The sequence below is a fragment of the Streptomyces africanus genome, assembly GCF_002150735.1.
In the GTDB taxonomy this organism is placed as follows: domain Bacteria; phylum Actinomycetota; class Actinomycetes; order Streptomycetales; family Streptomycetaceae; genus Streptomyces; species Streptomyces africanus.
The window spans coordinates 16625-30888 of record NZ_MUKA01000151.1; the positions used below are offsets into that span (position 1 = coordinate 16625).

Consider the following 14264-nt stretch of genomic DNA (forward strand, 5'->3'; position numbering starts at 1 on the left):
ATATGCCCACGCCGGGTTCCCGTCGTGCTACGCCCGCGGCTGACGCTGTGCCGCGATCTTCGACGACAGGCTGTAGATGTCGATGAAGCCCTTGGCGGCGGACTGGTCGAACGTGTCGCCCGTGTCGTACGTGGCGAGGTCGAAGTCGTACAGCGACTGCTCGGAGCGCCGGCCGGTGACGACCGCGCGGCCGCCGTGGAGGGTCATCCGGATGTCGCCGGTGACGTGCTGGTTCGCCTCGTTGACGAAGCCGTCCAGGGCGCGCTTGAGCGGGGAGAACCACAGGCCGTCGTAGACCAGCTCGCTCCAGCGCTGCTCGACGCCCCGCTTGTAGCGGGCGAGTTCGCGCTCGACGGTGACGTTCTCCAGCTCCTGGTGGGCGGTGATCAGGGCGATCGCGCCCGGAGCCTCGTAGACCTCGCGCGACTTGATGCCGACGAGCCGGTCCTCGACCATGTCGATCCGGCCGATGCCCTGGGCCCCGGCGCGCTCGTTGAGCTGCTGGACGGCCTGGAGGACCGTGACGGGCCTGCCGTCGATGGCGACCGGGGTGCCCTCCTCGAAGGAGATGATCACCTCGTCGGGCTCGCGGGCGGCGGCCGGGTTCCGGGTGTACTCGTAGATGTCCTCGATCGGCGCGTTCCAGATGTCCTCCAGGAAGCCGGTCTCGATGGCGCGGCCGAAGACGTTCTGGTCGATGGAGTACGGCGACTTCTTGGTGGTCGCGATCGGCAGGCCCTTGTCCTCGCAGAAGGCGATGGCCTTGTCGCGGGTCATGGCGTAGTCGCGGACCGGGGCGATGCACTTCAGGTCGGGGGCGAGGGCGGCGATGCCGGCTTCGAAGCGGACCTGGTCGTTTCCCTTGCCGGTGCAGCCGTGGGCGACGGTCGTGGCGCCGTGCTTGTGGGCGGCGGCGACGAGGTGCTGGACGATCGCCGGCCGGGACAGGGCGGAGACCAGCGGGTAGCGGTCCATGTAGAGGGCGTTGGCCTTGATCGCCGGGAGGCAGTACTCCTCGGCGAACTCGTCCCTGGCGTCGGCCACTTCGGCCTCCACCGCGCCGCACGCGAGGGCGCGCTTGCGGATGACGTCCAGGTCCTCGCCGCCCTGGCCGACGTCCACCGCGACCGCGATGACCTCGGCGCCCGTCTCCTCGGCGATCCAGCCGATGGCGACGGAGGTGTCAAGACCGCCGGAGTAGGCGAGTACGACGCGCTCGGTCACGGGTTCTTCCCCTCATAGCGCAAACACTGACCTGCATGATTATGCAGAGCTCTGCATGATTCGTCAATCGGTCTCGGGTCGAGGGCTGATTCCGGCCATGCCTAGATGACTTTGAAGATCTTTTGAACGCGCGAAACCGCTTACCCGTACCTCTCGCCGAACGCAGGCGCCGCGTTTTGACACCGACGATCCCCCGACCCCTAGTGAGGCATCCGCATGTCCAGGGCTCTTCCGAAGTACAACAAGCGTCGCGTCGGCTTCATCGGCGGCGCCGCCGCGGTGGCACTGTCCGGCACGGTGATCGCCGGCTTCGCGCTCGCCGGGGAGACGCCCGACAGCGGCGGGACGAACGCCCGGACGCTGGCGGGTCCCGGCACGATCACGTGCCCGGACGTCACCGGCCAGCTGCCGGACATCCCCGCCTCGGCGCAGGCGGAGGTCGACCGCAATCTCGGCGATCTGGCCACCCAGATCGAGGAGGCCAACAAGCGCCTCGTCGACACCGTCGGCCAGGGCGGACCCAACTTCGTCCAGAACGCCATCCTCGGCCCGCTGGAGGACAAGCGCGTCGCCGCCCTGAACCGCATCGAGACCGCGATCGGGCGTGCCGCCGAGAAGCCGGAGGGGCTGGAGGCCTTCGCCGCCTGCCAGCTCAACGCCGACGGCGGCGCCGGAGCGGGCGAGGCGGCGGGCGGCGAGGCGGGCGCCGGCGAGGAGGCCGGCGCGGGCGCTGAAGCCGGTGCGGGTGCCGAGGCCGGTGCCGAAGCGGGCGCGGGTGCCGAGGCCGGTGCCGAAGCCGGTGCCGAGGCGGGCGCGGGTGCCGAAGCCGGTGCGGGCGCCGGAGAGGACGCGGGTGCGGGCGAGGCGGGCAACGCCGGGGCCGGCACGATCAGCTGCCCGGACGTCGCTTCCCAGCTCCCGGCGATCCCGGCCTCCGCCCAGGCCGAGGTCGACCGCAACCTGGCGCTGCTGGACACGCAGGTCGCCGAGGCCAACAAGCGTCTGGTCGACACCGTCGGCCAGGGCGGACCGAACTTCGTCCAGAACGCCATCCTGGGCCCGCTGGAGGACAAGCGGATCTCGACCGTCAACCGCATCGCCACGGCCATCGGCCGCACGGCCGAGAAGCCGGCCGGTCTGGACTCCCTGGCCGCCTGCACGCTCACCAAGTGAGGTGACAGGCGCTGTGGCCGCCCCGCGCGCCGGCCGGGGCGGCCACGGGTCCGGCAACTCCTTGGACACGCCATTCTTTAGACAGTCGAAAGACTTGCGCGCCATAATCGGCGGCATGGGAAAAACTCATGAGCGCATAGAAGGCCGGCTCCGCTCGTTCATCGAGGCGCAGCCGGTCTTCTTCACCGCCACCGCTCCCCTGTCCGCCGACGGCACGGTCAACCTCTCCCCCAAGGGCCTCAAGGGCTCCTTCGCGGTGCTCGACGACCACACCGTCGCCTACCTCGACTTCGCCGGCTCCAACGCCGAGACCATCGCCCATCTGCGGGAGAACGGGCGGATCACCCTGATGTGGTGCGCCTTCCAGGGCCCGCCGAACATCGTCCGGGTGCACGGCCGCGGGGAGCCGGTCTTCCGGGACGACCCTCGTTTCGGGGAGCTGCTCGGTCACTTCCCGGACATCGACCCGGCCCAGCACGGGCTGCGCGCGATCATCGTCGTCACGGCCGAACTCGTCCGCGACACCTGCGGCTACGCCGTGCCCTTCATGGCGTACGAGGCGGAGCGCGACCTGCACGGCAAGCGTTTCGCCCGGGAGGACGACGCCTCGCTCAGCGAGTACTTCACCAAGAAGGAACACATCGCGACCAGCCTGGACGGACTACCCGGGCTGCCGTTGCCGCTTCCCCCCTCTACCGTCTGAGGCATGCGCCCCGGTGCCGTCGCCCTAGCCGTCTCCTCCCTCGTCGTGCTCGGCGCGGGGCCGCCCGCCCCCTCGCCCCCGCTGCCGGCCCGGATGACGGACACCGGCGGCGGCACCCAGCTGATCACCGCGGTGGCCCCGGGGGCGGCCTCGACGAGGGGCACGGTCACCTGGTGGGACCGCAAGGACGGGCGGTGGCTGCGGGCGGGTTCGGCGCCGGCGCGTTTCGGAGCGAACGGCCTGGTGGAGGGCGTATCCCGCGCGCAGGGCACGAACACGACACCCACGGGTCTGTACGGCCTGCCGTACGCCTTCGGCATCAAGGCGGCGCCGCGCGGGACGGCGTACAGGTACCGCCGGGTGCACCGGGACTCCTGGTGGTGCCAGGACAACGGCTCCCGCTCCTACAACCGCTGGACCGAGCCCCGCCCGGCCGACTGCCGGGCCGCCGAGTCCGAGCATCTGATCACCTACGGCGAGCGGTACGCGCACGCGCTCGTCATCGGCTTCAACTACGAGCGTCCGGTGCGGAGACGCGGCGCGGGCATCTTCCTCCATGTCAACGGGCGTGGGGCGACGGCCGGTTGCGTGTCCGTGCCGAAGCGCGCGATGCGCGCGATCCTCACCTGGGCCGACCCGGCGAAGCGCCCCCACATCGCCGTCGGGACGGCGAGCGGGACCACCGCCGTCACGCGCTACTAGAGCCGGGAGGCCGCTCCGGCGCGCGTCCGGGTTACCGCTGGTCACCCTCGTGCGCCCACGACTCGGTACGCGGCTGAACACTCCCGTGTCCCGGCACGTATCTGTGGGCCAAGGGTCAAGTCCCCACGGAGGAACCGTGACCACCACGCTCGCAGGCGGCCGTGCCGCCCGTCGCCAGACGATGCGCCGCATCCGCCCGCGCCGCTCCCCGGCCGTACCGCTGCTGATCGCCCTGTGGGCGGGTGCGGCGGCCGTGCTGTGGCTGTGGTGGGACAACACACCGTCCCTCGCGGACACCACGAGCAAGATCCTGGCCGCGGGCCGGATCACCGGCCTGCTCGCCGGCTACCTCATGGCGTTGGTGGTGCTCCAGATGGCCCGGGTGCCCGCGCTGGAGCGGCGGGTGGGCACCGACCGGGTCGCCCGCTGGCACGCCATGACCGGCCGCTACACGCTCTGTCTGGTCCTCGCGCACGTCTTCCTCACCATGTGGGGCTACGCCCTTCAGGCGGGCAAGGGACTCGGCGACATCGTCCAGCAGACGATCGACTCGATCAACCAGCTGCCGGACATGGGCAAGGCCGCCATCGGCACGGGTCTGCTGTTCGTCATCGGGATCCTCTCGATCGGCGGCGTCCGCCGTCTGATCGGGTACGACACCTGGTACCACGTGCACCTGCTCACCTACGCGTCGGTGTACATGACGTTCTGGCACCAGATCGCGACCGGCAACGAGTTCGCCGTCGAGCCCACCGCGAAGACCTTCTGGTACGGGCTGTACGGCGTGGTGACCGCGCTCGTCCTCTGGTACCGGATCCTCACGCCGATCCGGCTGAACCTGCGGCACCGGATGCGGGTCGAGGCGGTCATCGAGGAGACCCCGGGCATCGTGTCCGTGCTGATCGGCGGGCGCAAGCTGCACCGGATGGGCGCGGAGGCGGGCCAGTTCTTCCGCTGGCGGTTCAAGGCGCCCGGAATGCGCTTCAGTTCGCACCCGTACTCGCTGTCGGCCGCGCCCCGCCCGGACATGCTGCGGATCACCGTCAAGGCGATCGGTGACCACACCTCCCGGCTGCGCGAGCTCGAGCCCGGCACCAAGGTGTGGGCGGAGGGTCCGTACGGCGCGATGACCGCGCAGCGCCGCAGCCGCGGCAAGGTGCTGCTGGTCGCGGGCGGCGTCGGCATCACCCCGATGCGGGCCCTGTTCGAGACCCTGCCGGGCGCGTCCGGGGACATCACGCTGCTCTACCGGGCCAACAGCACCCAGGACCTGGCGCTGTGGGGCGAGCTCGCCAAGATCGCCGACGAGCGCGGTGCCCGGCTGATGTACGCGGTCAACAGCCCCGACGGTGAACGCCCGGACATCTCCGCGGAGTCCCTCCAGCGGAAGATCCCGGACGTCCGCGACCACGACGTCTTCATGTGCGGGCCGCCCGGCTTCGCGCAGTCGGTGTACGAGGCACTGCGCGGTGCGGGAGTCCCCGCCCGCCGTATCCATCACGAGTCGTTCGAGATGTGAGCGACGGGACATCAACGGCCCTTCAGGAGCTTGAGAAACGATGAGGAAGTCTCACCCCGTCCGGCGTGCCGTGCTCGCCGGCGCAGCCACCGTCTCCGGGATCGTGCTGCTGCTGTCACTGAAGCCGGCCTCCGACCCGGGGTCCGCCCAGGCCGCGGGCGGTCAGCTCCCGCCCGCGGCCGCCGGGCAGGCCCCGCAGGGCGGCGTGAACGGCGCGGTCACCGGTGACGCGGCGCAGACGCAGTACGGCGCGGTCCAGGTCCGCCTGACCATGAGCAACGGCAAGATCACTCAGGCCGAGGCGGTCCAGGCCCCCAAGGGCGGCCGCAGCGACCAGATCACCGCCGGCTCCGTGCCGCGCCTCAACCAGGCGGTGGTCGCCGCCCAGAGCGCGGACATCGACGCCGTGTCCGGGGCGACGTACACCAGCGCCGGCTACAAGCAGTCCCTCCAGTCCGCCCTGGACAAGGCCAAGGCCTCGGCCGGCGCCGCGCAGGGCTCGGGCAGCGCCCAGACCCTGACCGGCGACGTGGCGCAGACGCAGTACGGGCCGGTTCAGGTCCGCATCACCGTCGCCGGCGGCAAGATCACTAAGGCCGAGGTGGTCCAGGCCCCCAAGGGCGGCCGCAGCGACCAGGTCACCTCCGCCTCCGTCCCCCGCCTCAACCAGGCGGCCGTCGCGGCGGGCAGCGCGGACATCGACGCGGTCTCGGGCGCCACCTACACCAGCGCCGGCTACAAGAAGTCCCTCCAGTCCGCCCTGGACAAGGCCAAGGCCTCGGCCGGCGCCGCGCAGGGCTCGGGCAGCGCCCAGGCCAAGACCGTCACCGGCAGCGTCGCGCAGACGCAGTACGGGCCGGTGCAGGTCCGGATCACCGTCGCCGGCGGGAAAGTCACCAAGGCCGAAGCCGTCCAGGCCCCCAAGGGCGGCCGCAGCGACCAGGTCACCTCCGCCTCCGTCCCCCGCCTCAACCAGGCGGCCGTCGCGGCGGGCAGCGCGGACATCGACGCGGTCTCGGGTGCCACCTACACCAGCGCCGGCTACAAGCAGTCCCTCCAGTCGGCGCTGGACCAGGCCGGTGGCTGACACGGTGGCCGACTCCGCACAGGCTCCCGCCGCGGTACGTCACGCGGAGGAGACGATGGGGACCGTCTTCTCCTTCGACGTCCGCGGCGGGGATCCCGGCGCCGTGCGCGCGGCGGTGGACGAGGCCGTCGCCGGACTGCACCGGGTCGACGAGGTGTTCAGCACCTATCGCGAGGACAGCCAGATCGCCCTGCTGCAACGCGGTGAGCTGACGGTCGAGGAGTGCGATCCCGAGGTCGCCGAGGTCCTGGAGCTGGCGGCCGAGGCGGAGCGGCTGAGCAACGGCTGGTTCAGCACGTCGTACGGGGGCCGGCTCGATCCGACCGGCATCGTGAAGGGCTGGGCGGTCGAGCGGGCGGCGCGGCGGCTGGCCGCGGTGCCCGGGGTGAGCGGGGTGAGCGTCAACGGCGGCGGTGATGTGCAGCTGCTCGGCGTTCCGGGGGCGCAGCGGCCGTGGCGGGTCGGGGTGTCGGATCCCCTGCGGCCGGGGGGTCTCGCGGCGGTGATCTCCGCGGCGGGGGTGGACGAACTGGCCGTGGCCACGTCCGGGACCGCGGAGCGGGGGGCGCACATCGTCGACCCGCGGACCGGGCGTTCGGCCGTGACCGACCTGGTCGCCGTGACCGTGGTGGGGCCTCGGCTGACGTGGGCGGACTGCTGGGCCACGGCGGCGTTCGCGATGGGCTCGCGGGAGGGGCTGGCGTGGCTGGAGTCGCTGCCGGGGGTTGAGGCGCTGCTTATCACTGCCGGTGATGAGGTGCGCTGTACCGGGGGTTTGGCGGCGCGGCTGGGGTGAGCGGGGGCTGAGGGCGGGGCGTTGCGCAGCCCGGCGCTGCGGGGTGCCGCTTTCTTTGGGACGGGTGCCGCCCCAGCGGCACGACTGCCCGCAGCTAAGCGGACCTTTTTGGGGGCGCGGGGAACTGCGCGACCAGCCACAGCTCACCCGCACCATGACCACCACCGGCACCCCCCACGGCGTGCTCAGTGCCCGTTCTGCGCCAACCGCAGCAAATGGTCGGCCAACGCCTGCCCCCCGTCAGGGTTCCGGCTGATCAACAGCAACGTGTCGTCCCCGGCGATCGTCCCCAGAATGTCGTGCAGCTCGGCCTGATCAATGGCAGAGGCCAAGAACTGCGCAGCCCCCGGAGGGGTACGCAGGACCACGAGGTTCGCCGAAGCCTCCGCGGAGATCAGCAGCTCCTGCGAGAGCCGCCGCATCCGCTCCTCCTTCGCCGACCCGCCCAGCGGAGCGCGCGGCGTGCGGAACCCGCCCTCGCTCGGCACCGCGTAGATCAGGTCGCCGTCGGCGTTGCGGATCTTCACCGCGTTCAGCTCGTCCAGGTCCCGGGAGAGCGTCGCCTGCGTGACGCTCAGCCCGTCGTCGGCGAGCAGCTTCGCCAGTTGGCTCTGCGACCGCACGGGCTGCCGGTTGAGGATGTCCACGATCCGGCGGTGGCGTGCGGTGCGCGTCTGCGGCACGGCGGGCCCGTTCGCCCCCGGCTGCTCGTGGTCCTGCGCCTGGCTCATCGTCGTCTCATTCCCCGGATCGTCCGTCCCCGTCGGCACTTGCGTCGAGGACGCCGGGCAGCGCCCGGAGGAAGGCGTCCACCTCGTCGTCGCCGATGTTCAGCGGCGGCATGAGCCGTACGACGTCGGGGGCGGGCGCGTTCACCAGGAGGCCGGCGTCCTGAGCCGCCTGCTGCACCTGGGGCGCGAGCGGCTCGGTGAGCACGATACCCAGGAGGAGCCCCGCGCCCCGGACGAAGTCGATCAACTCGTGACCGAGTCCCTCGATCCCGTTCCGCAGCTTCTCGCTCTGCCGCTTGACGTTCTGCAGCAGCCCCTCGTTCTCGATGGTGTCGAGGACGGCGAGCCCGGCGGCGCAGGCGACGGGGTTGCCGCCGAAGGTCGTGCCGTGGTGGCCGGGCTGGAGCAGGTCGGCGGCGCGCCCGAAGGCGACGGTCGCGCCGAGCGGCAGTCCGCCGCCGAGGCCCTTGGCGAGGGTGACGACGTCGGGCAGCACGCCCTCGTGGGCCTGGTACTCGAACCAGTGCCCGGTCCGGCCGATGCCCGTCTGCACCTCGTCGAGGACGAGCAGCGCGCCGGTGGCGGCGGTGATGGCCCGGGCGGCCTTGAGGTAGCCGGCGGGCGGGACCACGGCCCCGTTCTCGCCCTGGACCGGCTCGATGACGACGAGGGCCGTCTCCTCGGTCACCGCGGCGGCCAGCGCCTGGGCGTCGCCGTAGGGGACGTGTGTGACGTCGCCGGGCAGCGGCAGGAAGGGTTCCCGTTTGCCGGGCTGGCCGGTGAGCGCGAGGGCGCCCATGGTGCGGCCGTGGAAGCCGCCGTCGGTCGCGACCATGTGGGTCCGCCCGGTGAGCCGGCCGATCTTGAAGGCGCCCTCGTTGGCCTCGGCACCGGAGTTGCAGAAGTAGACCTTGCCGTCGCGGCCGAAGAGCTGGATCAGCCGTTCGGCGAGCGCGACCGGCGGCTCGGCGACGAACAGGTTGGAGACGTGGCCGAGGGAGGCGATCTGCCGGCTCACGGCCTCGACGATCGCCGGGTGGGCGTGGCCGAGCGCGTTGACCGCGATGCCGCCGACGAAGTCCAGGTACTGCTTGCCGTCGGCGTCCCACAGCTTGGTGCCCTCGCCGCGCACGAGCGGGAGCCTCGGGGTGCCGTAGTTGTTCATGAGCGCGTTCTGCCACCGCGCGGTCAGTTCCTGGTTGCTCACGACTCCCCCTGTCCGCCCGGTCCTTCGGGCTTCTCGTCGGGCACGACCATCGTGCCGACTCCCTCGTCGGTGAAGATCTCCAGCAGGATCGAGTGCTGGACCCGGCCGTCGATGACCCGGGCGGTGGTGACACCGTTGCGCACGGCGTGCAGGCAGCCCTCCATCTTCGGCACCATGCCGGAGGAGAGGTCCGGCAGCAGCCGCTCCAGCTCGGCGGCGGTGAGGCGGCTGATCACCTCGTCGCTGTTCGGCCAGTCCTCGTAGAGTCCCTCGACGTCGGTGAGGACCATGAGGGTTTCGGCGCCCAGGGCAGCAGCGAGTGCCGCAGCCGCCGTATCAGCATTGACGTTGTAGACATGTCCGTCGTCCTGGGAGCGGGCGATCGAGGAGACGACCGGGATGCGGCCGTCGGCGAGCAGGGCCTCGATCGCGCCCGTGTCGATCGCGGTGATCTCGCCGACCCGCCCGATGTCGACCAGTTCGCCGTCGATCTCGGGCTGGTGCTTGGTGGCGGTGATGGTGTGCGCGTCCTCGCCCGTCAGGCCGACGGCGAGCGGGCCGTGCTGGTTGAGCAGCCCGACGAGCTCGCGCTGCACCTGGCCGGCCAGCACCATCCGGACGACGTCCATGGCTTCCTCGGTGGTCACCCTGAGGCCCGCCTTGAACTCGCTGACGATGCCGTGCTGGTCGAGGGCGGCGCTGATCTGCGGGCCGCCGCCGTGCACGACGACGGGCTTGAGGCCGGCGTGGTGCAGGAAGACGACATCCTGGGCGAAGGCGGCCTTCAGGTCCTCGTCGATCATGGCGTTGCCGCCGAACTTGATGACGACGGTCTTGCCGTTGTGCCGGACCAGCCAGGGCAGCGCCTCGATGAGGATCTGGGCCTTGGGCAATGCCGTGTGTTTACGGGTCGTGGAATGTCGCTCGTCTGAGTGATTGACCGTCATAGCCGACTTTCGGAAAGATCTCGGATCAGCCGCCGGGCGGGCGGTGCTGGCCTGCGGAGGCGACGTGAGACTCATCGCGGACTTGTCCGGGGCGAGCTGTCGCCGGTGAAACAGGAACCCTCGTCGGCGACGACGAGGACCCGCGACAACCAAGCGGGCACGTCAAGACGAGTACGCGCTGTTCTCGTGGACATAGTCGGCCGTCAGGTCGTTGGTCCAGATCACCGCAGACTCACTGCCTGCCGCGAGGTCCGCTGTGATGCGGACCTCGCGGTAGCGCATGTCGACCCTGTCGCGGTCCTCGCCGACACCGCCGTTCTTGCACACCCAGACCCCGTTGATGGCGACGTTGAGCCGGTCGGGCTCGAAGGCGGCCTTCGTCGTGCCGATGGCGGACAGGACGCGGCCCCAGTTGGGGTCCTCGCCGTGGATCGCGCACTTGAGGAGGTTGTTGCGGGCGATGGAGCGGCCCACCTCGACGGCGTCGTCCTCGGTCGCGGCGTTGATCACCTCGACCTTGATGTCCTTGCTGGCGCCCTCCGCGTCCCGGATGAGCTGCTGACCGAGGTCGTCGCAGACCTGCCGTACGGCCTCGGCGAACTCCGCGTACTCCGGGGTGACTCCGGCCGAGCCGGAGGCCAGCAGCAGCACGGTGTCGTTGGTGGACATGCAGCCGTCGGAGTCGACCCGGTCGAAGGTCGTGCGGGTGGCCGCCCGCAGGGCCTTGTCGAGTACGTCGTCGTCCACGTCGGCGTCGGTGGTGAGGACGACGAGCATGGTGGCGAGGCCGGGGGCGAGCATGCCCGCGCCCTTGGCCATGCCGCCGACGGTCCAGCCGTCCTTGGTGACGACGGACGTCTTGTGGACCGTGTCGGTGGTCTTGATGGCGATGGCGGCCTTCTCACCGCCGTGCTCGGAGAGCTGGGCGGCGGCCGTCTCGACGCCCGGCAGCAGCTTGTCCATCGGCAGGAGGATGCCGATCAGGCCGGTCGAGCAGACGGCGACCTCGATGGCGCCCCGCCCCAGGACCTCGGCGACCTTCTCGGCCGTGGCGTGCGCGTCCTGGAAGCCCTTGGGGCCCGTGCAGGCGTTGGCGCCGCCGGAGTTGAGGACGACGGCGGACACCTGGCCGCTCTTGAGGACCTGCTCGGACCACAGCACCGGGGCGGCCTTCACGCGGTTGGAGGTGAAGACGCCGGCGGCGGCGCGGCGGGGCCCGGTGTTGACCACGAGGGCCAGGTCGGGGTTGCCGTTCTCCTTGATCCCGGCGGCGATGCCCGCCGCCGTGAATCCCTTCGCTGCCGTCACACTCACGGCGCAACTCCGATCGTCGTCAGTCCGGTGGTCTCGTCGAGTCCCAAGGCGATGTTCATGCTCTGGACGGCACCGCCCGCGGTGCCCTTGGTGAGGTTGTCGATGGCGCTGATCACGATGATCCGTCCGGCGGCCGCGTCGTGCGCAACCTGCACCTGAACGGCGTTCGAACCGTAGACGGACGCCGTGGCGGGCCACTGGCCCTCGGGCAGCAGGTGCACGAAGGGCTCGTCGGCGAAGGCCTTCTCGTAGGCGGCGCGCAGGGACTCGGCGGTGACCCCGTCCTTCGCCTTCGCGCTGCACGTGGCGAGGATGCCGCGGGGCATCGGCGCGAGGGTCGGTGTGAAGGAGACGGAGACGGGCTCGCCGGCGGCCGCGCTGAGGTTCTGGGTGATCTCGGGGGTGTGCCGGTGGCCGCCGCCGACGCCGTACGGGGACATCGAGCCCATGACCTCGCTGCCCAGCAGGTGCGGCTTGGGTGCCTTGCCCGCGCCGGAGGTGCCGGACGCGGCGACGATCACGGCCTCGGCCTCGGCGAGCCCGGCGGCGTACGCCGGGAAGAGCGCCAGCGAGACGGCCGTGGGGTAGCAGCCGGGCACCGCGACGCGCTTGGACCCCTCCAGCGCGGCGCGGGCACCCGGCAGTTCGGGAAGGCCGTAGGGCCAGGTTCCGGCGTGCGGCGAGCCGTAGAACCGCTCCCAGGCGGCGGCGTCCGTGAGCCGGAAGTCGGCGCCCATGTCGATCACCAGCACGTCCGGCCCGAGCCGCTCGGCGACGGCGGCGGACTGCCCGTGGGGCAGCGCGAGAAACACGACGTCGTGGCCGTCGAGCACCTCCGGCGTGGTCTCCTGGAGCACTCGGCCGGCCAGGGGCAGCAGGTGCGGCTGGAGCGCACCGAGCTTCTGCCCCGCGTTGGAGTTGCCGGTCAGGGCGCCGATCTCGACCTCGGGGTGCGCCAGGAGCAGACGCAGCAGTTCCCCGCCCGCGTATCCACTCGCTCCGGCCACTGCCGCACGTACCGCCATGGAACCTCCTCCTTAGAGGGCATGACTATACGTTTCTCTGCAGTTTTATGCAATCGCGCGGGCCTGCGGTGTGCCGGGAAGCCGGACGGTGACCAGGAGGCCGCCGGCGGGGCGGGGGACGAGGCCGAGGGTGCCGTCGTGGGCGCGGACGACACTGTCCACTATGGCCAGGCCGAGGCCGACGCCGGCGTGCTCGTCGGTCCGGGCGCGTTCCGTTCCGCGCTGGAAGGGTTCCGTGAGGGTCGGTACCAGGTCCGGCGGGAGTCTGCGGCCCGTGTTCTCGACCCGCAGCACGCTCGTGCCGCCGTGCGCCTCGGTGTGGACCGTCACGGTGCCGCCGGCGGGGAGGTTGTGGACGACGGCGTTCTGGACGAGGTTCGTCACCATCCGCAGCAGGAGTTCCGCGGAGCCGCTCGCCCGGGCCGCCCCGCCGGTGACGTCGAGCGTGATCCCGCGCTGTTCGGCGAGGGGGAGCAGGGTTTCGGCGGCCTCTTCGGCGATGAGGGAGAGGTCGACGCTCTCCCGGGTGAAGGTCCCGCGGTCGCTGCGGCTGAGCAGCAGAAGGGCCTCGGTGAGGCCGATCGCGCGCGCGTTGACCGCGTGCAGGCGTTCGATGAGTTCGCCCCGGTCCCGCGTGGGGTCCTTGCGGGCGACGTCGAGCAGCGTCTGCGAGACGGCCAGCGGGGTGCGCAGTTCGTGGGAGGCGTTCGCGGCGAACCTCTGTTGCTCGGCGACGTGCGACTCGAGTTGTTCGAGCATGGTGTCGAAGGTGTCGGCGAGTTCACGGAATTCGTCCTGGCGGCCCGCCATGCGGATGCGGTGGGACAGCGATCCCTTCCCGGCCCTCCGTGCCGCGGCCGTGATCTGTGCGAGCGGTGCGAGCATCCGGCCGGCGAGGATCCATCCCCCGACGAGGCCGAACACGAGCAGGAAGAGCATCGCCACGGCCGCGGCGGGGGCGAAGGTGTGCACCAGGAGGTAGCGGTTGGGCGAGGTCCAGAGCAGGCCCTGGGAGTTGTCGGGTACGTAGCGCAGGATGTACATCCACACCACGGCCAGCAGGAGAGCGCCGGCGACGGCGAGGAATCCGGCGTAGCTGAGGGTGAGTTTCAGCCGGGCGCTGAGTCCGGCGCGTCTACGCATGCGTCCTGCCTGGGTCGGCGGTGTCCCCGCCGGTGTCGATCCGGTAGCCGACGCCGGGCACCGTGGCGATGACCCAGGGTTCGCCGAGCCGTTTGCGCAGTGCGGAGACGGTGATGCGCACGGCGTTGGTGAGGGGGTCGGCGTTCTCGTCCCAGGCCCGTTCCAGCAGTTCCTCGGCGCTGACGACCCCGCCCTCGGCGGCGACGAGGACCTCCAGCACCGCGAACTGCTTGCGGGTGAGCGGGACGTAGCGTCCGTCGCGGAAGACCTCCCGGCGGAAGGGGTCCAGCCGCAGGCCCGCGATCTCGCGGACCGGGGGCCGGGCGTGGGCGCGTCTGCGGTCGAGCGCCCGCAGCCGCAGGACGAGCTCCCGCAGCTCGAACGGTTTGGTGAGGTAGTCGTCGGCGCCGAGCTCGAACCCGGAGGCCTTGTCGTCGATCCGGTCGGCGGCGGTGAGCATGAGGATCGGCATGCCGCTGCCGGAGGCGACGATGCGCCGGGCGACCTCGTCGCCGGAGGGGCCCGGGATGTCGCGGTCGAGGACCGCGAGGTCGTAGGAGTGGACGCTGAGCAGTTCCAGGGCGGTGTCGCCGTCACCGGCGATGTCGGCGGCGATCGCCTCCAGCCGCAGACCGTCACGGACGGCTTCGGCCAGGTAGGGCTCGTCCTCCACGATCAGTACGCGCATGCCCG

General features: G+C 71.4%; 14 protein-coding genes. 6 read left to right on the plus strand and 8 right to left on the minus strand.

Going from position 1 to position 14264, the window contains the following annotated elements:
- Nucleotides 1-27: 27 nt before the first annotated feature.
- Nucleotides 28-1224, minus strand: a complete 1197-nt coding sequence (locus CCL05_RS19750) for an argininosuccinate synthase (protein WP_086561820.1) — start codon at nucleotides 1222-1224, stop codon at nucleotides 28-30.
- A gap of 216 nt (nucleotides 1225-1440) precedes the next feature.
- On the opposite strand from CCL05_RS19750, the gene CCL05_RS19755 reads away from it, so the two are divergent.
- From CCL05_RS19755 to CCL05_RS19780, 6 genes are all read left to right on the plus strand, one after another.
- Complete coding sequence (locus tag CCL05_RS19755; protein WP_086561821.1) at nucleotides 1441-2397, plus strand: hypothetical protein; 957 nt, start codon at nucleotides 1441-1443, stop codon at nucleotides 2395-2397.
- 115 nt (nucleotides 2398-2512) lie between these two features.
- Complete coding sequence (locus tag CCL05_RS19760; protein WP_086561822.1) at nucleotides 2513-3100, plus strand: pyridoxamine 5'-phosphate oxidase family protein; 588 nt, start codon at nucleotides 2513-2515, stop codon at nucleotides 3098-3100.
- 3 nt (nucleotides 3101-3103) lie between these two features.
- Nucleotides 3104-3802 (plus strand): L,D-transpeptidase family protein, encoded by a 699-nt coding sequence (locus CCL05_RS19765; protein WP_086561823.1) that lies wholly within the window; start codon nucleotides 3104-3106, stop codon nucleotides 3800-3802.
- Between the two features lie 136 nt (nucleotides 3803-3938).
- A complete protein-coding gene (locus tag CCL05_RS19770) occupies nucleotides 3939-5321 on the plus strand; it encodes a ferredoxin reductase family protein (RefSeq protein WP_167409587.1) in 1383 nt (460 codons plus the stop codon).
- 40 nt (nucleotides 5322-5361) lie between these two features.
- Nucleotides 5362-6408 (plus strand): FMN-binding protein, encoded by a 1047-nt coding sequence (locus tag CCL05_RS19775; protein WP_086561824.1) that lies wholly within the window; start codon nucleotides 5362-5364, stop codon nucleotides 6406-6408.
- On the plus strand, nucleotides 6401-7204 hold the full coding sequence (locus CCL05_RS19780; protein WP_244204332.1) for an FAD:protein FMN transferase: 804 nt from the start codon (nucleotides 6401-6403) through the stop codon (nucleotides 7202-7204). The genes CCL05_RS19775 and CCL05_RS19780 overlap by 8 nt, the downstream gene beginning before the upstream one ends.
- A 185-nt stretch (nucleotides 7205-7389) precedes the next feature.
- On the opposite strand, the gene CCL05_RS19785 is transcribed toward CCL05_RS19780, so the two are convergent.
- From CCL05_RS19785 to CCL05_RS19815, 7 genes are all read right to left on the minus strand, one after another.
- Complete coding sequence (locus CCL05_RS19785; RefSeq protein ID WP_086561825.1) at nucleotides 7390-7935, minus strand: arginine repressor; 546 nt, start codon at nucleotides 7933-7935, stop codon at nucleotides 7390-7392.
- 7 nt (nucleotides 7936-7942) lie between these two features.
- Complete coding sequence (locus CCL05_RS19790) at nucleotides 7943-9142, minus strand: acetylornithine transaminase (protein WP_086561826.1); 1200 nt, start codon at nucleotides 9140-9142, stop codon at nucleotides 7943-7945.
- Nucleotides 9139-10089: an acetylglutamate kinase gene (gene argB, locus CCL05_RS19795; RefSeq protein WP_086561827.1), complete on the minus strand. Its 951-nt coding sequence runs from the start codon at nucleotides 10087-10089 to the stop codon at nucleotides 9139-9141. The genes CCL05_RS19790 and argB overlap by 4 nt, the downstream gene beginning before the upstream one ends.
- Nucleotides 10090-10251: 162 nt before the next feature.
- Nucleotides 10252-11403: a bifunctional glutamate N-acetyltransferase/amino-acid acetyltransferase ArgJ gene (argJ, locus tag CCL05_RS19800; protein WP_086561828.1), complete on the minus strand. Its 1152-nt coding sequence runs from the start codon at nucleotides 11401-11403 to the stop codon at nucleotides 10252-10254.
- Nucleotides 11400-12428, minus strand: a complete 1029-nt coding sequence (argC, locus tag CCL05_RS19805; protein ID WP_086561829.1) for an N-acetyl-gamma-glutamyl-phosphate reductase — start codon at nucleotides 12426-12428, stop codon at nucleotides 11400-11402. Before argC ends, argJ begins: the two co-directional genes overlap by 4 nt.
- A gap of 45 nt (nucleotides 12429-12473) precedes the next feature.
- Nucleotides 12474-13571, minus strand: coding sequence for a sensor histidine kinase (locus tag CCL05_RS19810; protein WP_086561830.1), 1098 nt, complete (start codon nucleotides 13569-13571; stop codon nucleotides 12474-12476).
- The gene (locus tag CCL05_RS19815; RefSeq protein ID WP_086561831.1) at nucleotides 13564-14259 is read right to left on the minus strand and encodes a response regulator transcription factor; all 696 of its coding nucleotides are present in this window, start codon (nucleotides 14257-14259) and stop codon (nucleotides 13564-13566) included. The genes CCL05_RS19810 and CCL05_RS19815 overlap by 8 nt, the downstream gene beginning before the upstream one ends.
- Nucleotides 14260-14264 lie beyond the last annotated feature (5 nt).

Coding starts and splice junctions, on each gene's coding strand:
- CCL05_RS19815 (WP_086561831.1), bottom strand. CDS start 14,259: ATGCGCGTACTGATCGTGGAGGACGAGCCCTACCTGGCCGAAGCCGTC.
- CCL05_RS19785 (WP_086561825.1), bottom strand. CDS start 7,935: ATGAGCCAGGCGCAGGACCACGAGCAGCCGGGGGCGAACGGGCCCGCC.
- CCL05_RS19765 (WP_086561823.1), top strand. CDS start 3,104: ATGCGCCCCGGTGCCGTCGCCCTAGCCGTCTCCTCCCTCGTCGTGCTC.
- argB (WP_086561827.1), bottom strand. CDS start 10,089: ATGACGGTCAATCACTCAGACGAGCGACATTCCACGACCCGTAAACAC.
- CCL05_RS19810 (WP_086561830.1), bottom strand. CDS start 13,571: ATGCGTAGACGCGCCGGACTCAGCGCCCGGCTGAAACTCACCCTCAGC.
- CCL05_RS19775 (WP_086561824.1), top strand. CDS start 5,362: ATGAGGAAGTCTCACCCCGTCCGGCGTGCCGTGCTCGCCGGCGCAGCC.
- CCL05_RS19760 (WP_086561822.1), top strand. CDS start 2,513: ATGGGAAAAACTCATGAGCGCATAGAAGGCCGGCTCCGCTCGTTCATC.
- CCL05_RS19755 (WP_086561821.1), top strand. CDS start 1,441: ATGTCCAGGGCTCTTCCGAAGTACAACAAGCGTCGCGTCGGCTTCATC.
- argC (WP_086561829.1), bottom strand. CDS start 12,428: ATGGCGGTACGTGCGGCAGTGGCCGGAGCGAGTGGATACGCGGGCGGG.